This window comes from Ferrimonas balearica, assembly GCF_019802085.1.
GTDB lineage: Bacteria > Pseudomonadota > Gammaproteobacteria > Enterobacterales > Shewanellaceae > Ferrimonas > Ferrimonas balearica_B.
In genome coordinates, this window is record NZ_JAHVHV010000002.1 from 873,603 (window position 1) to 892,610 (window position 19,008).

Sequence of the window (19,008 nt, forward strand, 5' to 3'; positions counted from 1 at the left end):
ACGCGCAGGCAAAAAAAACACCGCCACGAGGGCGGTGAAAAAAAGCACAAGCTTTAACGCAAGAAAGGAAGGGTGCGGCGCGTCTTACTTCGCCGGCTGGTGGTAGAGCTCAGCGAAGGTGCGCTGATACTTGGCTACCAGGGTATCTACAAACTTTTTCATACGGCCTCCACACAGACAGTTCAATCAAACAACCTTGCGCAGAGACGGGTCGGTTTCGGTGGCCTTGGCCCCCGAAGGAAAGCCTGTCTCAATGTCGCGGGGCTAGTCTAATCGGGGGCGGATGTGCTCACAACCGAGAAAAATTTAATTTTAGATTATAAAAACTAATCAATAGTTATGGGGGCGCCTCGCCAGTGAATAGGAAAAAGCCTTTTAAAACATGTGAAAATGAACGACTGTGAATGAGTATGCATTTATAAGAGTTAAAATAAGTATGGTGTAAATTGTGATCAAAATCCCTTTTCCTGTTTTTGGGGCGAGTTGGTGTCGCAACAGAAATGCAGGCGGAGGTGAGTGCAACATTTTGGAAACAAGCAAAGATTTTCGCCCGGATGTGCGCTTCTGAGGGGTAAGTCACAAAACAAGATCGGGCGCTCTGGCAGGGATTGAGAGGCTTGCGCTGCCGATGCTATAAACTGCGGTGAAAGTGTTGGCTGCATCATACTTTGCGGACGGGCTTTTTGGCCATTTCTCCGGCCCGATAAATGGGCTGGATGTTAATTGGATGTTGTATTGCGCGGAGTCGCGGCATGGAAGAGTTTAATTCTGACCCAGGTTGGACTGTCCCCCCCATAGACGCCCTTCAGCCGTGTCTTTGCGCGCCCCTTTTTTCTCGGTTCTGGACGGGTGCAGGCTGCCCCCGTCCCTGACCGTATTTTGTTGAACTAGGCGTTGCCATTGTGGCCTACCCCAGGTGGGCGCAATGGTGTTGAGGAGAACGCAATGATTATCGATGAAGTCGTCGATCTATCGAGGTTACAGTTCGCGCTCACCGCGATGTACCACTTCCTGTTTGTGCCCCTGACCCTGGGCCTGGCCTTCCTGTTGGCGATCATGGAATCGCTCTACGTGATGACCAACAAGCAGGTCTACAAAGACATGTGTAAGTTCTGGGGTAAGTTGTTTGCCATCAACTTCGCCCTGGGTGTCACCACCGGCATCACCATGGAGTTCCAGTTCGGCACCAACTGGGCCTACTACTCCCACTACGTGGGGGACATCTTCGGTGCGCCTCTGGCCATCGAGGGCCTGATGGCCTTCTTCCTGGAGTCCACCCTGGTGGGTCTGATGTTCTTCGGCTGGGATCGCCTGTCCAAGCGTCAGCACTTGGCCGTGACCTGGCTGGTGGCCCTGGGCTCCAACATGTCTGCCCTGTGGATCCTGGTGGCCAACGGCTGGATGCAGCATCCGGTCGGCGCCGAGTTCAACTACGAAACCATGCGAATGGAGATGGTCTCCTTCGCCGAGGTGCTGTTTAACCCCGTTGCTCAGGTGAAATTCGTGCACACCGTGGCCGCCGGCTACGTGACCGGTGCCGTGTTCGTCCTGGCCATCAGCTCCTACTTCCTGCTGAAGAAGCGCGATCTGCCCTTCGCCCGCCGCTCCTTCTCCGTTGCCGCCGCCTTCGGTATGGCCTCCATCCTGTCCGTTCTGGTTCTGGGTGACGAGTCCGGCTACGAGGTCGGGGACGTGCAGAAAGTGAAGTTGGCCGCCATCGAGGCGGAATGGGAAACCCACCCGGCCCCGGCTGCCTTTACCGCTGTGGGGATCCCCAACAGCGAGACCATGGAAACCAACTTCGCCATCAAGATCCCCTACGTCATGGGCATCATCGCCACCCGCTCCCTGGACGAGCAGGTGACTGGCATCATCGACCTCAAGGCCGAGCACGAAGTGCGCATCCGCAACGGCATGATGGCCTTCGGCCTGCTGGAGAGGCTGCGTGCCGGTGAGCTGAACGAGGATGAGCGTGCCCTGTACGAGGAGCACAAGGACGACATCGGTTACGGCATGCTGCTCAAGCGCTACACCGACGACATCCCCAACGCATCCGAAGAGATGATCGCCAAGGCGGTGGACGACTCCATCCCGGCCGTGGGCCCCATGTTCTGGACCTTCCGTGTCATGGTGGGCCTGGGCTTCCTGATGCTGTTCCTCATCGGTATGGCGTTCTTCCAAAGCTGCAAGCAGAAAGTCGACGAGAAGCCCTGGCTGCTCAAGGCTCTGTTGTTCACCCTGCCGGCTCCCTGGATCGCCATCCTGTGTGGTTGGTTCGTGGCCGAGTACGGTCGTCAGCCCTGGACCATCGCCGAAGTGTTGCCCACCTACATGTCGGCTTCCAGCCTCTCCGTGGGTGAGCTGTGGTTCTCCATCATCCTGATCTGCGGCTTCTACACCGTGGCCCTGGTGGTGGAAATGTTCCTGATGTTCAAGTTTGCCCGCCTGGGCCCCAGCAGCCTGAAAACCGGCCGCTACCACTTTGAACAAGGCCAAAACAAAGAAGCGGAATTTGACGCTGCCCTGAACGCCCCGGCCAAGGAGACTCCGAGCAATGCTTGATTACGAAACTTTACGCCTGATCTGGTGGGGACTGGTTGTAGTCCTGCTGATTGGCTTCGCCGTGACCGACGGCTTCGACATGGGAGTGGGCGCCCTGCTGCCCTTCCTGGGTAAGACCGACAACGAGCGCCGGGTGATGATCAACTCCATCGCCCCCCACTGGGACGGCAACCAGGTGTGGCTGCTGACCGCCGGTGGCGCGCTGTTCGCCGCCTGGCCCATGGTGTACGCCGCTTCGTTCTCCGGCTTCTACATCGCCATGGTGCTGACCCTGTTCGCCCTGTTCTTCCGTCCGATCGGGTTTGACTACCGCTCCAAGATTGAAGATCCGCGCTGGCGCAACAGCTGGGACTGGGGCCTGTTCATTGGTGGCTTCGTTCCGCCGGTGATCTTCGGTGTGGCCTTCGGCAACCTGTTCCTGGGCGTGCCCTTCTACTACGACGAGTGGATGCGCAACTACTACGACGGCGGCTTCTTCGGCCTGCTGAACCCCTTCGGCCTGCTGGCGGGTCTGCTGTCCGCTGCCATGCTGATCCTGCACGGGGCCACCTGGCTGCAGATGAAGACCGAAGGCGTGCTGCTGGAGCGGGCTCGCAAGGCCACCATGGTGCTGGCGACCGCCTCCGTGCTGCTGTTCGTGATTGCCGGTGTGTGGCAGAACAGCTTCATCGACGGCTACGTCATCACCTCCGCCATCGACCCCAATGCCGCGTCCAACCCGCTGACCAAGACCGTTGAACTGCAGGCCGGTGCCTGGTGGAACAACTTCTACAGCTACCCGGTACTGTGGCTGTTCCCGCTGCTGGCGGTGGCCATGCCCCTGCTGGTGATGGTGGCGACTAAGGCGCACAAGCACGGCCTGGCGTTCTTCTTCTCCAGCCTGAACATCGTGGGTGTGATCGTGACCGCCGTGTCCGCGCTCTTCCCCTTCGTGATGCCGAGCTCGAAGAACCCCAACCACTCCCTGACCATGTGGGATGCGACCAGCTCCGAGCTGACCCTCAAGGTGATGCTGGTGGCCGCGGTGATCTTCGTGCCCCTCATCCTGGCGTACACCACCTGGTGTTACATCAAGATGTTTGGTCGTCTGAACAACGAGCACATCGAAAAGAATTCGGCCTCTCTGTACTAAGGCCTGGGAAATAAGGAGCTAGACACTATGTGGTACTTCACTTGGATCCTGGGCGTGCTGCTGGCCTGTGCCTTTGGCATCATCAATGGCCTGTGGCTCGAAGCGCAGGAAGCCTTGGATAAGGACGACGACTGACAACTCCTCGTTGGTAACGTCCTGGCCTGCGGCGTGCCGCAGGCCAACCTAACAGGACAAAACGCCGCCCCTCGGGACGGCGTTTTTTTGTGTCTGGCTTACTCCTCCAGGTGCTGCTGGCGGGGCAGCTGGTGAATCAGCCAGTAGCCCAGGCTCATGGCCACTGCCACCACGCCGATGGCGAACACGTAGATGGGCTCGGTCTCCTCCATGTCCAGGATGATCACCTTACGGGCGATGGCCATCAGGGCGGTGGCCATCACGATCTTCACGTGGATGACGTTGTCCCGCAGGTAGATGGTGATGTTGATGAAGATCTCGATGGCGATCAGCACCGCCATAAAGGCCCCGAAGCTGGCCAGCATGTCGGAGATGGTCAGCACGAAACGCGGGGCCATCATCAGCCGCTGGTACAGGATCCAGCCGACGTCGATCACCCCCATCACGATGACGAACACCATCAGCACCGACAGGGCTCGCACCGACCAGTGGATGACCCGCTGCAGCTGCGCCTGCATGCGGTCACTGGGGTCAATCTGCATGGTGAACCTCTTCGGCCAGCACCGGGGAGCGAAAGCCATCGGGTTTTAAGGTCACCACTGAGCAGCGCACCTGATCGATCACCCGCTCCGCCGTGTTGCCCATGATAAAGCCGGAGATCCCGCTGCGGCACAGGGTGCCCATCACCAGCAGGTCCGCCCCGACCCGTTCGACGAAGGCCGGGATCTCGGCTTTCGCCTCCCCCTCCAGCATCACCACCGGCACCCGCTCCGGGGTCAGGCCGAAGCGGGCCAGCAGGGCCTCCAGGCGCACCCGACGGTGGCGCTCCTCCTGCTGGGCCACCTGGGCGATCTCGGTGTCCGAGTAGCGGGCCCAGTTGCGCAGGTAGCCCTCCGCCTCCAGTCGCCAGGCGTGGCAGACCTGCAGCTTGGCCCCCTGCTGCTCGGCGATCGCCTGGGCCCGCTGGACGATCTGCTCGTTAAGCCGCTGGGTCTCGGGATCGCAGGTGACGATGTCCACCGCGGCCACCACGGTGGCGAAGTCGGTGCGCTCTGAGGGGGCCAGCACCCACAGGGGCACCTGGGATTTGCGCATCAGGTGACGGGTGGTGCTGCCGTACTGGCAGGCGGCGCTCTTGTGGCGCCGGCTGGCGTCGATGGCGATGAGGCTGGCGCCGTGGCGCTCGGCGGCTTTGACGATCTCGATAAAGGGTTTGCCACTGACCACCTCGGTGTCGACCCGCAGGCTGGGGTAGCGCAGCCGCAGCTCGTAGGCCTGGGCGTCCAGGGTCTCCTGCTGGGACTGCATCGCCCGCTTGAGCAGGTCCAGCAGCGACAGGCCGCTGGAGCCGAGCATCTGGATCTGCTGAACCACGGTGACCAGGGTGAGTTTGGCGCCGGCGGCCTCCGCGTAGGTCAGCAGGGGCGTGGACTGGGCGCCGAGCACTTGGCCGGGGGCCAGGGGAACCAGGATCGTTTCGTTTTGCATAACCACCTCCAATACCACGGGGATGGCGCCACTCTGCCCCATTGCTATCATTAGCGAAACTAAATGTTTCTAATGCCATCCATAGGCAAAGTGCTATGTGAGGTGCCCATGCCTCTGCCCCTGCGCAGCGTCAGCCTGCGCCAACTTCAGGTGTTTCTCGAGGTGTATCAGCGCGGCTCGATCACCGCCGCCGCCCGACACCTGCACCTGACCCAACCCACGGTCTCCTTGCAGCTCAAACGCCTCAGCGAACAGCTCAGCGAGCCGCTCTACCGGGTGCACCACCGGCAGCTGGCCTTCACCGAAAGCGCCCGGTTGCTGGCCCGCTGCGCGCTGGAGATCCTGCAAAGCGCCGAGCGGCTGGAGATGAACCTGGCGGACCTGCATCAGCTCAAGGCCGGCACCCTGCGCATCGCCCTGGTTTCCAGTGCCAAGTACTTCATTCCCAACATCATCGGCCCCTTTGTCCGGCAATACCCCCTGGTGGATCTGCAGCTGAAGATCGTCAACCGCGCCGAGCTGTTGGCTCGCCTGGCCCAGCACCAGGATGACGTCTACGTCATCAGCCAGCTGCCGGAGCAGCCGCCGCTGAACGTCCACCCCCTGGTGGCCAACCCTCTGCACCTGATCGCCCCGGATCCCCACCCCCTGAGTGGCCATCCTCGGCTGAGCCTCAAGGATCTGGCCCAGGAGGCGTTCATCTTCCGTGAGGCCGGCTCCGGCACCCGGCTGGCCATCGACCAGTGCCTGGCGGCGCTGGATCTGGCGCTGGAGCCCCGGATGGTGATCGAGAGCAACGAGGCGATTAAGCAGTGCGTGGCCGCCGGGTTGGGACTGGCGATCCTCTCGGAGCACGCCATCACCTATGGCGGCATGGCGGGGATCCAGCGCCTCAAGGTCAAGGAGCTGCCGATCCAGACCCATTGGCAGTTTGTCTGGCCCAAGGACCGGCCTCCCTCCGTGCTGGCCGAGGCGTTTCTCGGCTACCTCACCGCCCACCGGTGATCGGGACGGGCCCTGGTGCCCAGAACGGCTCGCAACCCAGGGGGAGAGCGGCCTTGGATGGCATTATTTTTCGAGGCAAACCAAGGTGGTATGCTGTTTCCTCTGATACCCATTAACGATTTTGACGCGGAGAGTACAGCGATGTGGAGATGGCTAGGGATGGCCGGGTTGGTGATGGTGCTGGGCGGTTGCAGTGCGTACATGTTGGATTACCAGGCCACCGGCGCCGAGTCGAGCAGTTTAGTGGCCTACCTCTACCCCGATGAGGCGAGCCGTCAGGCCCACGTCGAGACGCTGCCGACGTTGCGTCTGCCGGTGAACGTGGGGGTGGCCTTCGTGCCTTCGACCCGCTCCGATCTCAGCCGTCAGGCCCAGCAGCAACTGCTGGAGGACACCAAGGCGGCCTTTCTCGAGTACGACTACATCAATCGCATCGAGGTGATCCCCAGTGACTACCTGGCCCAGGGCCGGGGCTTTGAGACCCTGGAGCAGGTGGCCCGTCTGTACGATGTCGAGCTGATGGCGCTGGTTTCCTACGACCAGGTGCGGCGCAGCTCGGAGAACAAGGCGGCCTTTCTCTACTGGACCATCGTCGGCATGTACGTGATCCCGGGCAACCAGAACAGCGTGCAGACCTTTGTGGATACCGCGGTGTTCGACGTCAAAACCCGCAAGATGCTGTTCCGGGCGCCGGGCGTCAGCAAGCAGGAGGAGACCAGCACCGCCATCGAGGCCTCCGCCAGCCTCTACGAGCAGGGCGACGCCGGATTCCAGCTGGCGATGGCGGACATGACCACCAACCTGGAGTCGGAGCTGGTCCGCTTTACCGAGCGGGTCAAGAACGAAGAGGTGGCCCGGGTGGAGCACAAATCGGGCTACTCCCTCGGCGGCGGAACCCTGGGGGGCGTCGGCCTTTTGCTGCTCTCCCTGCTGAACCTGGGACGCCGCCGTTTCCGGTAAACCGGTAAAGCCCCCATAAAAAACGCCGCCCACTGGGCGGCGTTGTCGTTGCGGGCCCCGTCAGAGGCGGAAGTGGGCCAGGTGCCCTTTGAGGGAACGGGCCAGGTCGTTGAGCTGGCCGGCGGCGTCCACCGTCTGGCCGGCCCCCTGTTCGCTCTGCCGCGCCAGCTCGGTGATCTGGCTGAGGTTGGCGGCGATCTCGTCGGCCACCACCCCCTGCTGCTCGGCGGCGCTGGCGATGGAGGTGGCGTTTTGCGCCAGCTGGGTCACGCTCTGGGCGATCTGGGTCAGGGCCACGCCGGCCTCACCGGACTGCTCGGTGGAGCGTTGACTCAGGGTCAGGCTGTGGGCCATCTGGCTCACCGCCTCCCGGGTGCGGCCATGGAGCTGCTCGATGGTCTGGGCGATCTCCGTGGTGGAGGTCTGGGTACGCTGGGCCAGGGAGCGCACCTCGTCCGCCACCACGGCAAAGCCGCGGCCCTGCTCGCCGGCCCGGGCCGCCTCGATGGCGGCGTTCAGCGCCAGCAGGTTGGTCTGCTCGGCAATCTCGTTGATCACCTGCACCACCTTGGCGATCGCCTCGCTCTCCTGCTCGACCCGGTCCACCGCCTCAGAGCCCTGGCCCAGCGCCGTGGAGAGGGTCTGCATCTGGTTGATCACCGCGTCCACCTGGCGATCCCCCGCCTGGGCGGCGGCGTCCACCTGGTGTGACTGCTCGGCCGAGCCGGTGGCGTGGCGGGCCACCTCCCGTACCGAGCTGCTCATCTCCTCCATGGCGGTGGCGATCTGATCGGTCTGCTGCATCAGCTCGGCAGCGCCGGTGCCGTTGGTCTGGGCCACCTGTTGCAGGCCCCGGGCTTCCTGCTCCAAGGCTTCGCTGGAGCGGGCCAGGGCGCTCAGCAGGTCTCGCAGCCCCTGGCTCATGGTGGTGACGCTGGCGGTGATCCTGTGCACCTCGTTGGCGGACTGGGCCGGCACCGGCGGCAGGCTCTGGGCCAGGTTACCGCTGCCGATGGCGTCGATCTGCTCGCACAGCTCCTCCAGCGGGCGGTTGAGGGTGCGACGCAGCATCAGTGCCAGCAACAGGCCGATAAGCAGACACCCGCCCAGGGCCGCCAGCACGTTGAAGCCGCGCAGGGGCGCCAGGGCCGCTTCAAGCTCCGCTACTGGAGCGGCGGCGGCCAGCACCCAGCCGGGGCCGGGGATCACCGTGGCCGCTTGCAGCCAGGCCTGGCCGCCCTGGGGGTACTGCCGCACCCCCTCCAGTTGGCCGGAGACCGCTGCCTGGTAAAGGGGCTCACCGAGATCGTCCTTCAGCGCCAGGGCGTTGGGTTCGGCGGCCATCCCTGGGTGGTAGAGGAAGGCGCCGCTCTCCTGGCGGATCAGGCTGTAGTAGCCGCTGTCGCCGATGCGGATGCGATCCAGGGTCTGGCGCATCTGCTCGGTGGCGTAGGAGACATCCTGGCCGATGTAGAGCACGCCGATCACCCGGCCCTCTTGCACCAGCGGGGTGTAGACGGTGATGTACTGACGGCCGAACAGATCGGCGTAGCCGGTGTACTCCTGGCCGGCCATCAGGGCCTGGTAACCTGGGTGGCCCTGGCCGAGGAAGGTGCCGGTGGCCCGGCTGCCGTCCTCGCGGCGCAGCGAGGTGGCGATCCGCATGAAATCGTCCCCCTCCCGGGCAAACACCGTGGCGGTGCCGCCGGTGATGTTGGCGTAGCGGTCCACCTGGGCCACGGTGGTGTTCACCAGCCGGGTGCCGCTGCGCATCTCAGGGGCGTCGATGCCCCCCACCGCCATCCGCTTGCCGGTGAGGCTGAACTCACCGGGGAAGAGGGCGGCAAAGAGGCCGGCGTTGTGGTTGGCCAGGTCCAGCTGGGACTGGTACTGGATGGAGAGCAACTCGCTCATGGCGCTGAGCTGGCTCTGAGTGTTTTCCATGGCGCTCTGACGCAGAGCCTGGGCCGCCAGGGTGTAGGAGAGCAGGCCGAACGCGGTCAACACCAGCATTGAGATCAACAGCGACAGGCTGCCGATCTGGCGTCCGAAGCGCCACTGGGAAAATCTCATAACTGCCTCTTTGTATTTGTTATTTCCATTACAATTAGGCGACAGCTTACGCCAGGGCTGTGGCGGGGGAGGTGAAGCCGATCACAGAAACCGTCTTCATAATGACGACGGGATCACCCCGCGAAAATCCGCCTCAAACCCGACTTGGCTCCCCGGCCGACTGCATCCTGATCCAGCTCGAAGTTAGGGAATGGCCCCGGGCGTTTTGCGTACTGCCCTGCTACACTGCGCCGCCTATTCCATAAAACACAAATGGTTATGCGCGCGCTGCTGGGATCCCTCCTGTTTCTTGTTCTGCTCCAACCCGCCTGGGGCCAGGTGCCCGCCGAGGGCCAGTTGCTGGCCAGTCAGGCCTGTGAGGCGTTCCAGTCCATTCGTAAGCAGAGCAATCCCGGGGCGCTGAGCCTGGTGCCCGGTCAGGCCTACCCGGTACTGGCCCAGAACAAGCCCGGTGGCGACTGGTTTCTGGTGCAGGTGGACGGGCAGCGGCGCTGGGTGGCCACCGGGTGTGGTGAGCATCAAGGGGGCGAAAACGCCACGGCCGCGGCGCCTCAGCCCTTTGCCCACTACACCCTGGCGATGAGTTGGCACAGTGGCTTCTGCGCCGAGCGGGGCAACCGCCCCGACTGCCGTCAGGCCCGAGGGGAGCTGGTGCTTCACGGCCTCTGGCCCTCCCACCCGCGGGCCCCCCACCCGGAGTACTGCGACGGCAGCCGTCGCCAGGGGTTTTGCCGCTACTCCGCCCTCGCCCTGGAGCCGGAACTGAGGCAGCAGCTGGATACCCTGATGCCCGGCACCCAGGTCTGTCTGGAGCGCTACCAGTGGCACAAGCACGGCAGCTGCTCCGGGCTGTCCACCGAGGCCTACTTCCAGCAGTCGGTGACCTACAGCCAGTGGCTCAAAGCCTCTTCGGCGGCCGCCGAACTGCGTCGCCAGGCCGGGGGGCAGATAAGCCTGGCGGCGGCGCTGGAGGCGTTCGAGCGTTGGGGTTGGGGCGAGGCGGTGAGCCTGCACTGTCGGGGCGGTTATCTGGAGGAGGTGCGCCTCTACCTGCAACCGGACCTGCCCAGCGATCCCAGCCTGGCCCGGCCGGCCCCCTTCCAGGGTCAGCAGCGCTGTCCCGCCCGCTTCGATCTGTTACCCTAACCGCCCTTGCGTGAACAGGAGTCAAAGATGAAACGGATGGTATTGGGGGGGTTGGCCCTGACGCTGCTGCTGGCCGGCTGTGGCAAGATCACCCAGGAAAACTACGACAAAATCGAGATGGGGATGAGCAAGAGCGAGGTGGAGGCGATCCTCGGCGGCGCCGATCACTGCGAGCAGGCCCTGGGCACCGAAAGCTGTGTCTGGGGCGACGAGGAGACCCAGATCAAGATTGGTTTTGCCGGCGACAACGCGGTGCTGTTCACCAACAAAGGGTTGCAGTAACCCCTCGGCAAAACCACAACGGGCGGCCCAGGGGCCGCCCGTTTTGTTATCCCAGTCCGTACTTCTCCGCCCGGTAGAGAAACGCCTTGTAGCCCAGGCCCAGCAGTCGGGCCGCCTCGGAGCGGTTGCCCTCGGCCCGCTCCAGCGCCGCTTTCAGGTAGCGCTGCTCCACCACCTCCCACTGGATCCCCTCGCTGGGCAGCAACGCCTCCTGGCGGGTCTTGGCCTGGAGTGGGTTTAGCTCCAGCTCATCGAGCAACACCAGGCGCTCCACCGCGTTGGCCAGCTCCCGCACGTTGCCGGGCCAGGAGTGGTCCATCAGCGTCTTGAGCTGGGCCTTGTCCAGTGCCGGCTCCGGCAGGCCGTGGCGCTGGCAGGTGCGGGCCATCAGGCAGCGCACCAGGGCCGGGATGTCCTCCCGCCGGGCCCGCAGCGGCGGCAGGGTCAGGGGGATGACGTTGAGCCGGTAGTAGAGATCCTCCCGAAACTCCCCCTCGGCCACCGCCTTGGCCAGGTCCTTGTGGGTGGCGGCCACCACGCGCAGGTCCACCGCCCGCTCCTTATGGCTGCCCAGGCGGGTGATCTTGCCCTCCTGCAGCACCCGCAGCAGTCGGGTCTGCAGGTTCAGCGGCAGCTCGCCGATTTCGTCCAGGAACAGGGTGCCGCCGCTGGCCGCCTCCAGCTTGCCCACCAGGGTCTGGTGGGCGCCGGTAAAGGCCCCCTTCTCGGCACCGAACAACTCCGACTCCGCCAGGCTGTCGGGGATGGCGCCGCAGTTGACCGCCACGAAGGGGCCAGTGCGGGGGGAGAGCTTGTGCAGGGCCCGGGCGGCCAGCTCCTTGCCGGTGCCGCTTTCGCCGTGGATCAGCACGGTGGCGCTGGCCTGGCTTATCCGCTCGATGCGCCGGTACACCTTCTGCATCGGCGCCGAGTGGCCCACCAGGTCCACCAACTGCTCCTGCTGGGCCAACTGGGCGCTGAGCCGCTCGTTGGACTCCCTCAGCTGACGGGCGCGGCTGACCTTGTCGATGGCCAGCATCAGGGCCTGACGCTGGAAGGGTTTGGCCAGGTAATCGTCGGCCCCCAGCTGCACCGCTTCCACCGCGTGGGCGATGGAGCCGTAGGCGGTGACCACGATGATCCCAAGGGTCGGGCGTCGGGTGCGGGCATCACGAATGAGGGGCCCGGCGTCCCCCTCGGCCAGCTTCCAGTCGGTCAGCAGCAGCTGCCAGTCGGGGCTCTCCAGGGCCGTGGCGGCCTGGTCGGCGGTGGCCACCGCCTTGACCCGGTGGCCGGCCTCCTCCAGCAGGGTGGTGAGCAGGCTGCGCTGGGCGTCGTCGTCTTCCAGCAGGACGATGGGGCAGGGGGTCATTGGGCGGTTCCTTGTCGCAATGTCAGGGTGGCTTGGCAGCCGGGGGTGTCGGGGCGGTCGGCCAGTTCGACGTCACCGCCGTACCAGAGCCGGGCCAGGCGGCGGGCCAGGTAGAGCCCCATGCCGGAGCCGTCGGACTTGGTGCTCTGGTGGGGCTCGAACAGCCGGTCCACCATCGCCGGCGCCAGGCCCGCGCCGCCATCCAGCACCCGGATCCGGGCGTTCTGATCGTCCCCCTCGCCCTCAATCTGCACCTCGCCGGCGGCGGGGGAAGCCTCCTGGGCGTTGACCAGCAGGGTGTGCAGCATGGTGCGCAGCTCCGAGTGGGCGCCGGTCAGCACCAGGGCGTCGGGCAGGGTGTTGGTAAAACTCACTCCCTGGGGGTTGGCCATGGACAGCTCCAGGATGATGTCGTCCACCAGCGCCCGGGCCCGGTGACGTTCGCTGCGGTCGATGCCGTTGGCGGACAGGGTGAGCATGGCGGTCAGGGTGCGGTCCATGTGGGTCAGCTTGGCGCGGATCTGTCGATGCCAGCGCTGGCGCTCCTCGGCGTCCGCCTGCTCGGTGCGCTCCAGGGCCAGGCCGATGGTGTGCAGGGGGTTACGCAGGGCGTGGGCCAGGCCCCGGGCGATCTCGCCGATCTCCGCCAGGTGCTGGCGGCTTTGCAGGGTTTTTTGCTGTTCGGTCATTCGGGCCAGGGACTGGCTCATCTGGTTGAAGGCACCGATGGCGTGGTGCACCTCGGAGCTGCCCTGCAGCGGCAGGGTGTGGCCCAGTTCACCGGCGGAGAGGCGCTGACAGCCCTGATCCAGGGCCTCCAGGGGGCGGGCCAGTCGCTGGGCCAGCCAGTAGATCAGCAGCAGGCCGATGCCGCCGGAGAGCAGTAAGGCCCAGAACAGGGTGCGGCTGAACTGGCTCATCAGCGCCTGCTCCGGGGCGTGGAGCAGGGTCATCGCCAGGGGGGCGTCGAAGCCCTCGATGAACACCCGGTCGCTGCCGCGCTCGAACTCCACCTTGATCTGTCGGGCCTGCTCCAGTGCCTGGCGCCGTGCCTCGGCCAGCTCCGCCTTGATGAGCGCCTGCTCCTCCTCGCTCATGGTGTGGGGCGTGAGCACCAACGCTTCGAGGTGGCTCTCCAGCGCTTCGCTGTGGGCCTCCAGGGCGTGCAGCTGCTGGGACAGGGAGGCCTGCTGGCGCTGACGTTCGGCCTCCTGCGCCTGACGCACCTGTTCCTGGTGCTGACGCTCGGCTTCGCGCTGCTGCTCCTGCGCCTCGCGCTGTTGCCGAACCGCCTCAACCTGCTCCGGCGGCAGCGGGGCCCGGGGGGCCTGCAGCGGCTCCAGGCGGAGCATCTCGTCGTCGAACAGGTTCTCCACGGTGATCTCCGCCACCCGGCGGGCCACCACGGCGGACTGATCCCCCAGGGTGTCGTGAAAATCGGCGGTCAGCTTGTTGAGCAGCAGGATCTGCACCGCGATGAACAGCAGCATCAGCGAGCCAAAAGCAAAGAACAGATAGCGTTTGAGGGACATGGACTCAGGGCACTCCACAAGGTTGTCTGTCCTGGTCATACAGCTTTCGTGCCAGGGCGCCAATGCCCAGAGTGTCAGGCTGCGGGCGTGGCGGCAAGGGCCCGACTCCGGATGACCCTCCCCATATGGGCAGGAGGCGCTGCCCTTTTCGGCAGTCGAAGCGGGGCGCTGCTCCGGCGAAACCCCGCCAGGGCCCATGGGCCGGGCCTTGGCTAAGTTGGCACGCGCTTTTCAATGGCTTGGGTCCAATCACCACCACAGGATGGACATTATGACCCTCTGGACCCGAACCCTTTGCCTGGCCGCTTTGGCGCTGACCACCCTCTACCCTGCCGCCCTCTGGGCCGACAGCCTGACCCTCACCCGCCAGGGGACGGAGCCAGTCAAGGTGGTGCTCAGCCGCGATGGGGAGCGCCTGGCGTTGACCCTGGATCCGGCATCGCCGGACTGGGGGGCGCTGGAAACGGCCCTGGCGGACAGTGAGCATGGCGAGCGCTGGCTAGAGCTGGCGCGCAGTGCGGTGGCCGGGGAGGGGGAGCTGCATCTGGCGTTGCACAGTGGCGCCCACCACCGGGTGCACCTGATGACCCTGCCCGGGGAGGAGTTGGAGCTGGAGTTTCTGGAGCAGGAGGCGATGGCGGAGCAGATGGCGGAGCTGCACCGGCGCCTGGAAGAGGAGGGGGTGCGTCTGGAGGAGGAAGCCCGGCGCATCGAGGCGCATGTGGCCACCATCAAGGTGCCTGAGGTGATCATCCACCACCGGGGCCGCAGTGCGGAGGCGATCACCCATCTGATTGACCGCGGCCAGTTCTCCGAGGCACAGCTGGATGCCCTGGAAAAGGCGCTGGCGGACAAGCGGGCCGAGGCGCACGAGGTGAAGTAACTGGGCTATGGTTACCTCTGGTAGTAGCAGCAGAGAGGGCCCCGTGATGCTGGGTGAGAATCATGCACTGATCTTCGAGTTTCCCGAGCACAAAGAGGTGATCCACCACCTCAAAGAGAGCGACGAGGAGTTTGCCCGCATGGCCAAGGAGTACCACGATCTGGACCACAAGGTCCGGGGGCTGGAGGTCAACGGGGTCCCCACCACCGACCAGAACTTTATGGATCTCAAAGCCCGCCGCGTGAGCTTGAAAGACCAGCTCTACCGGCGGCTGCTTAACGGTCACGGCTGAGACTGGACCGACAGAAAAGGAAACGGGCCCGAAGGCCCGTTTTTTTATGCGGCGATCGCCACCGGTTGCGCCTTGGGGGGCTCGGCGCGCCAGCGGCGCACCACCCGATAGGCCGCCGGGACGAAGATGAAGGAGAGCAGGGTGGTCAGGGCGGTGCCCCCGGCGATGGCGATGGCGAAGGGGGGCCAGAAGCCGCCCCCGGCCAGGATCAGGGGCATAAAGCCGCCGATGGTGGTGATGGTGGTGGAGCCGATGTGGCGACCACAGCTGCTCACCGCGGCGATGATGGCGTCCACCTCGCCGGCCCGGGCCTGCGGCGAGTCCTCCAACTCCGCCAGGATGACGATGGCGGCGTTGATGGCCAGTCCCATCAGGCCCATCAGGGCGATGATGACGTTAAAGCCAAAGGGGTAACCCGCCAGGTAGACCGACAACAGCCCCAGCCCCACCGACTGGATGGCGCTGGCCAGGATCACCCCGGTCAGGCGGAAGGAGTTGAAGGACAGAACCACGATGGCTACCAGCAGCACGCTGATGATGGCGACGCTGGACATCAGTTTGCCCACCGCTTCGTTGCGCTCGGCACTCTCTCCCCCCACCTCCAGGCGATAGCCCTCGGGCAGGGCAAAGCCACTTTGCTCCAGCTGGGCCAGGGTCTGGTTCAGCACCTGGGCCGGCAGCACGCCGGCGATCAGGAAGGCCTCAATGGTGTTGATCCGCTCGCCGTTGCGGTGGGGGATCTGGCTGCGACTGGCCACGATGGTGCGGCTGCCCAGGGCGGACAGGGGCAGGATCTGACCGTCGGCGGTGGTCAGTTGCAGGTTGGCCAGATCGCCGCTTTGCCGACGCACCTCGGAGTGCAGGCGCACCCGCACCGGCAAGGCTTCGGGGCCCTCCTGCAGGGTGCCACCGACACTGCCGTCCAGGCTGCCGCGGATCTGGTTGGTCACCTGGGCCAGGGTGAGGCCGGCGGCGGTGACTGCCTGCTCATCCAGTGCCAGCTTGACCCGCGGCAGGCCGCTGGCCAGGGCCGCCCGAGTGTGGGTCACCTCCGCCTGCTCCTGCAACACCAGTCGCAGCTGTTCACCGATGCGATCCAGCTGGGCCAGATCCGGGCCAAAGACCCGAAACTCCACCGGGGCGTTGAAGGGGGGGCCCTGCTCCAGCTTGCGCACCAGCACCTGCAGGTCCGGGTAGCGCCGGTCCAGCTCCCCCTGCAGCTGCTCGATAAGGTGGTTGGCCCGCTGGAAGCTGTCGGTGGTGATCATCCCCTGGGCGTAGCGGGGCACCCCCTGCTGGCGCTGCAGCAGGTTGTAGTAGAAGGAGGGGGCGTTGCGGCCAAAACTCCAGGCGGTCTGGGTGATCCCCGGCTGGGTGCGCAGCCAGGCGTCGAGCTCCGCCACCCGGGCCTGGGTGGCGGGCAAGCTGGCGGCCTCACTCAAGCGTACCTCTATCTGGAACATGTCCCGGTCCGAGGGGGGGAAGAACTGTTCGGTCATCTGGCCGGCGGCCCAGAAGCCGGTCAGCGGCAGGGCGGTCATCGCCAGCATGGCCCAGCCGGGGCGGGCCAGGGCCAGCTGCAAAGAGCGCTTCAGCCCCCGCGCCAACGGAGCGATGGTCAGCCCCTGCTGCCACCAGTGACCGTCTTCCCGTGGACGGATAAAGCGGCCACCCAGGCCGGCGATCAGGGTGTGGGAGATGGCGTAGGAGGCCAGCAGGGCAAAGCTCACCGACAGGGCAATGCCGCCCACGAACTCCCCGGCCGGGCCCGGCATCAGCCAGATGGGGGCGAAGGCCAGTACCGTGGTCAGGGTGGAGGCCAGCAGCGGCAGCCAGAAGTGGCGCAGGGTTTGACGCACCGCCTGCACCGGCCCCATCCCCTGGCCTCGGCGCTGGGCGATGGCGTCAACGATGACGATGGCGTTGTCCACCATGATCCCCAGGGCCACCACCAGTCCGGTGACCGACATCTGGTGGATGGGCAGGCCGTAGAACTGCATGCAGGCCAGGGTCACCAGGGCGGTCAGGGGCAGGGCGGCGGCCACCAGCAACGCCGAGCGCAGCCCCAGGGTGATGAGCAGCACCAGCAAGATCAGGGCAAAGCCCTGGCCCAGGCTGGTGAGCAGCTCCGACAGTCGGGTTTCGGTGTAATCGCGCTGGGAGAACAGGGTCTCCAGCCGGACGTTGGCGGGCAGTTGGCTCTGCAGCGCCGTCAATTGGGCCTCCACCTGGTCATCCCAACGGTCGACCCGGATGTCCGACAGCATCCGCGCCGCCACCAGGATGGCCGGCTCGCCCTGGACGATGGCCCGGTCCTGGCCCGGCTCGTGCACGCTGCGGGTGACCTCGGCGATGTCCCCCACCCGAACCCCCTGCAGGCGGTCGCCCAGGCGCAGAGGGATGCGGCGGATGCGGTCCAGGGAGTCGAGCTCACCGGCCACCTCCACCTGGGCGCGGATGGTGTCGCTCTCCAGGGTGCCGGCGGAGCCCTTGGCGTCGGCGGCGGCGATGATCTGGGCCAGGGTGTCGGTGGTCAGCCCCAAGGCCTGCATCTGGTTGTCGTCCACCCGGACCAGGATCTCCTCGTCCGGACGCCCCTGCACCTTGACAAAGTCGGTGCCCGAGAGCACCCGCAGGCGGTTGGCCAGGGCTTCGCCGTAACGCCCCAGCACCGCCAGATCCGGCTCGCCGGGCCCCTGCCAGCGCAGGGCAAAGATGCGGGTAAAGGCGTAGCCAAGCTGATCATCCAGGCTGGGGCGGGCGACGCCGGCGGGCAGCGCCTCGGCGGCGTCTGCCAACAGATCCCGGGCGCGGGACCACACCGGGTCCGTGTCGAACACGCTGTCCTTGAGTTCCAGGGTGATGGCGGACATACCGGGGCGGGAGTTGGAGGTGATGAGCGCCAGCTCATCCAGCTGCCGCAGGCGGGATTCCAGCACCTCGGTGACCAGCATCTCCACCCGCTCGGCGGAGGCGCCGGGGTAGGCGGTGATCACCGCGGCAAAGCGGTTGGTGATGTGGGGATCTTCGGTGCGCGCCAGCTGGTTCAGGGCCCCCAGGCCCATCACCAGGATCAGCACCACCAGCAGCAGGATAAGCCGCGGGTTGCGAACCAGGGCATTGACCATGGGACTACTCCTTGCCGTCCGGGTAGACCCGCTGGCCGGCCACCAGCGACTGCAGCCCGGTGGTCACCACCCGGTCCTGGTCGTCGATGGCGCCGCTGACGTAGGCGATGCGATCGTCGCTGTGCAGTATGGTGACGTCCCGCCGCTCCAGCACAAAGCCGGACTCGGCCGGGGCGGCCACCATCAGGTTCCAGCGGCCCCGCAGGCCACTGATGAGAGCGCTCACCGGCACCTTGACCGCGGCGGTGGGCACCCGCTCCTCGACGTTGAGGTAGGCCAGATCGCCGTTCACCAGGTTCTCCAGCGGCGGCAGGGCGAAGCGCAACTCCACGGTGCGAGTGACCGGGTCCACCTCGGCGCTGCGGCCCACCAGGGTGGCTTCGTGATTGTGGCCCTGGACGCTGATCGCGAATGCGCCCTGGGCGGTCAGGCGGCTCAGCAGCCTCACCGGTACGCCGATGCGGGCCTCGGCCTGCTGGTCCGGCACCAGGGTCAGCACCGGCTGGCCCGGAGACACCACCTGGCCCGGGGCCAGCTGGCGCTGGGAGACCACGCCGTCGAAGGGGGCCACCAGTTGGCTTTTCTGGCGGCGGATCCGGTTGGCGTCCAGGCTGGCTTGCAGCTGCTGCTGGCGCGCCGCCAGTTCGTTCTGCTGACTCTGCAGCTCGTCCAGCTGTTGCTGGGACTGGTACCCCTGGGCCTCCAGCTGGCGCTGACGGGCCAGGGTGGTGTCCACCAGGGATCGCTGGGCGCGGATCTGCTCCAGGTTGGCGGTCAGCTGGTCCGCTTCACTGGCCAGCAGGGCGTCGTCCAGGGCGGCCATCACCTGCCCCCGCTCCACCCGTTGTCCGGTGTCCACCGAGATGCTCTGCACCACGCCGGCCAGCTCAAAGCCCACCTGGCTGGTGGTGGAGGAGTAGAGGCGGCCGACGAAGCGGTGGGTGATGGGGTAATCCGGTGCCAGAACAAGGCGCTCGGTCACAACCGGGTGGGGCGCTTTGCTCACCGAGGTCTCCGC

16 protein-coding genes are annotated in these 19,008 nt (G+C 65.6%); 9 read left to right on the forward strand and 7 right to left on the reverse strand.

The window, feature by feature from the left end; genetic code table 11:
* Positions 1-945 precede the first annotated feature (945 nt).
* From KUV81_RS12385 to cydX, 3 genes are read left to right on the forward strand one after another with little or no spacing between them, the layout of a single operon-like run.
* The gene (locus KUV81_RS12385) at positions 946-2,562 is read left to right on the forward strand and encodes a cytochrome ubiquinol oxidase subunit I (protein WP_222544159.1); all 1,617 of its coding nucleotides are present in this window, start codon (positions 946-948) and stop codon (positions 2,560-2,562) included.
* Positions 2,555-3,694 carry a cytochrome d ubiquinol oxidase subunit II gene (cydB, locus tag KUV81_RS12390; RefSeq protein ID WP_222544160.1) on the forward strand — a complete coding sequence of 380 codons (1,140 nt, stop codon included), beginning with the start codon at positions 2,555-2,557 and terminating at the stop codon, positions 3,692-3,694. The genes KUV81_RS12385 and cydB overlap by 8 nt, the downstream gene beginning before the upstream one ends.
* Before the next feature lie 27 nt (positions 3,695-3,721).
* Positions 3,722-3,829, forward strand: coding sequence for a cytochrome bd-I oxidase subunit CydX (gene cydX, locus KUV81_RS12395; RefSeq protein ID WP_222544161.1), 108 nt, complete (start codon positions 3,722-3,724; stop codon positions 3,827-3,829).
* A gap of 98 nt (positions 3,830-3,927) precedes the next feature.
* Here the strand turns inward: cydX and KUV81_RS12400 are convergent, their stop codons facing one another.
* Positions 3,928-4,371: a phosphate-starvation-inducible PsiE family protein gene (locus KUV81_RS12400; RefSeq protein WP_222544162.1), complete on the reverse strand. Its 444-nt coding sequence runs from the start codon at positions 4,369-4,371 to the stop codon at positions 3,928-3,930.
* Positions 4,361-5,317, reverse strand: coding sequence for a universal stress protein (locus KUV81_RS12405; RefSeq protein ID WP_222544163.1), 957 nt, complete (start codon positions 5,315-5,317; stop codon positions 4,361-4,363). Before KUV81_RS12405 ends, KUV81_RS12400 begins: the two co-directional genes overlap by 11 nt.
* 108 nt (positions 5,318-5,425) lie before the next feature.
* On the opposite strand from KUV81_RS12405, the gene KUV81_RS12410 reads away from it, so the two are divergent.
* Together KUV81_RS12410 and rhlP are read left to right on the forward strand one after the other, a co-directional pair.
* Positions 5,426-6,322 carry a LysR family transcriptional regulator gene (locus KUV81_RS12410; protein ID WP_222544164.1) on the forward strand — a complete coding sequence of 299 codons (897 nt, stop codon included), beginning with the start codon at positions 5,426-5,428 and terminating at the stop codon, positions 6,320-6,322.
* Positions 6,323-6,463: 141 nt separating this feature from the next.
* Positions 6,464-7,282, forward strand: a complete 819-nt coding sequence (rhlP, locus tag KUV81_RS12415) for a rhombotarget lipoprotein (RefSeq protein ID WP_222544165.1) — start codon at positions 6,464-6,466, stop codon at positions 7,280-7,282.
* A 60-nt stretch (positions 7,283-7,342) separates the two neighbouring features.
* On the opposite strand, the gene KUV81_RS12420 is transcribed toward rhlP, so the two are convergent.
* Complete coding sequence (locus tag KUV81_RS12420; RefSeq protein WP_222544166.1) at positions 7,343-9,355, reverse strand: methyl-accepting chemotaxis protein; 2,013 nt, start codon at positions 9,353-9,355, stop codon at positions 7,343-7,345.
* Positions 9,356-9,613: 258 nt separating this feature from the next.
* On the opposite strand from KUV81_RS12420, the gene KUV81_RS12425 reads away from it, so the two are divergent.
* Both KUV81_RS12425 and KUV81_RS12430 read left to right on the forward strand, forming a co-directional pair.
* Positions 9,614-10,501: a ribonuclease T2 family protein gene (locus KUV81_RS12425; RefSeq protein WP_222544167.1), complete on the forward strand. Its 888-nt coding sequence runs from the start codon at positions 9,614-9,616 to the stop codon at positions 10,499-10,501.
* A gap of 27 nt (positions 10,502-10,528) precedes the next feature.
* Complete coding sequence (locus tag KUV81_RS12430; protein WP_222544168.1) at positions 10,529-10,783, forward strand: outer membrane protein assembly factor BamE; 255 nt, start codon at positions 10,529-10,531, stop codon at positions 10,781-10,783.
* Positions 10,784-10,829: 46 nt separating this feature from the next.
* Here KUV81_RS12430 and KUV81_RS12435 read toward each other — a convergent pair whose 3' ends face one another.
* On the reverse strand, positions 10,830-12,155 hold the full coding sequence (locus KUV81_RS12435) for a sigma-54-dependent transcriptional regulator (protein WP_222544169.1): 1,326 nt from the start codon (positions 12,153-12,155) through the stop codon (positions 10,830-10,832).
* The gene (locus tag KUV81_RS12440) at positions 12,152-13,687 is read right to left on the reverse strand and encodes an ATP-binding protein (protein ID WP_222544170.1); all 1,536 of its coding nucleotides are present in this window, start codon (positions 13,685-13,687) and stop codon (positions 12,152-12,154) included. Before KUV81_RS12440 ends, KUV81_RS12435 begins: the two co-directional genes overlap by 4 nt.
* Positions 13,688-13,958: 271 nt before the next feature.
* Here KUV81_RS12440 and KUV81_RS12445 point away from each other — a divergent pair, with 271 nt between their 5' ends.
* Positions 13,959-14,570 (forward strand): hypothetical protein, encoded by a 612-nt coding sequence (locus KUV81_RS12445; protein WP_222544171.1) that lies wholly within the window; start codon positions 13,959-13,961, stop codon positions 14,568-14,570.
* 46 nt (positions 14,571-14,616) lie between these two features.
* Complete coding sequence (locus tag KUV81_RS12450; RefSeq protein ID WP_222544259.1) at positions 14,617-14,862, forward strand: YdcH family protein; 246 nt, start codon at positions 14,617-14,619, stop codon at positions 14,860-14,862.
* Positions 14,863-14,906: 44 nt separating this feature from the next.
* On the opposite strand, the gene KUV81_RS12455 is transcribed toward KUV81_RS12450, so the two are convergent.
* Together KUV81_RS12455 and KUV81_RS12460 are read right to left on the reverse strand one after the other, a co-directional pair.
* Complete coding sequence (locus tag KUV81_RS12455; RefSeq protein ID WP_222544172.1) at positions 14,907-17,990, reverse strand: efflux RND transporter permease subunit; 3,084 nt, start codon at positions 17,988-17,990, stop codon at positions 14,907-14,909.
* A 4-nt stretch (positions 17,991-17,994) separates the two neighbouring features.
* Positions 17,995-18,996: an efflux RND transporter periplasmic adaptor subunit gene (locus tag KUV81_RS12460; RefSeq protein ID WP_222544173.1), complete on the reverse strand. Its 1,002-nt coding sequence runs from the start codon at positions 18,994-18,996 to the stop codon at positions 17,995-17,997.
* Positions 18,997-19,008 lie beyond the last annotated feature (12 nt).

Excerpts from the sequence above, each read along its gene's own strand:
- KUV81_RS12405 (WP_222544163.1), bottom strand. The coding sequence starts at position 5,317 with ATGCAAAACGAAACGATCCTGGTTCCCCTGGCCCCCGGCCAAGTGCTC.
- KUV81_RS12445 (WP_222544171.1), top strand. The coding sequence starts at position 13,959 with ATGACCCTCTGGACCCGAACCCTTTGCCTGGCCGCTTTGGCGCTGACC.
- cydB (WP_222544160.1), top strand. The coding sequence starts at position 2,555 with ATGCTTGATTACGAAACTTTACGCCTGATCTGGTGGGGACTGGTTGTA.
- KUV81_RS12385 (WP_222544159.1), top strand. The coding sequence starts at position 946 with ATGATTATCGATGAAGTCGTCGATCTATCGAGGTTACAGTTCGCGCTC.
- KUV81_RS12410 (WP_222544164.1), top strand. The coding sequence starts at position 5,426 with ATGCCTCTGCCCCTGCGCAGCGTCAGCCTGCGCCAACTTCAGGTGTTT.
- KUV81_RS12400 (WP_222544162.1), bottom strand. The coding sequence starts at position 4,371 with ATGCAGATTGACCCCAGTGACCGCATGCAGGCGCAGCTGCAGCGGGTC.
- KUV81_RS12455 (WP_222544172.1), bottom strand. The coding sequence starts at position 17,990 with ATGGTCAATGCCCTGGTTCGCAACCCGCGGCTTATCCTGCTGCTGGTG.
- KUV81_RS12430 (WP_222544168.1), top strand. The coding sequence starts at position 10,529 with ATGAAACGGATGGTATTGGGGGGGTTGGCCCTGACGCTGCTGCTGGCC.
- rhlP (WP_222544165.1), top strand. The coding sequence starts at position 6,464 with ATGTGGAGATGGCTAGGGATGGCCGGGTTGGTGATGGTGCTGGGCGGT.
- KUV81_RS12440 (WP_222544170.1), bottom strand. The coding sequence starts at position 13,687 with ATGTCCCTCAAACGCTATCTGTTCTTTGCTTTTGGCTCGCTGATGCTG.
- cydX (WP_222544161.1), top strand. The coding sequence starts at position 3,722 with ATGTGGTACTTCACTTGGATCCTGGGCGTGCTGCTGGCCTGTGCCTTT.
- KUV81_RS12435 (WP_222544169.1), bottom strand. The coding sequence starts at position 12,155 with ATGACCCCCTGCCCCATCGTCCTGCTGGAAGACGACGACGCCCAGCGC.
- KUV81_RS12425 (WP_222544167.1), top strand. The coding sequence starts at position 9,614 with ATGCGCGCGCTGCTGGGATCCCTCCTGTTTCTTGTTCTGCTCCAACCC.
- KUV81_RS12420 (WP_222544166.1), bottom strand. The coding sequence starts at position 9,355 with ATGAGATTTTCCCAGTGGCGCTTCGGACGCCAGATCGGCAGCCTGTCG.
- KUV81_RS12450 (WP_222544259.1), top strand. The coding sequence starts at position 14,617 with ATGCTGGGTGAGAATCATGCACTGATCTTCGAGTTTCCCGAGCACAAA.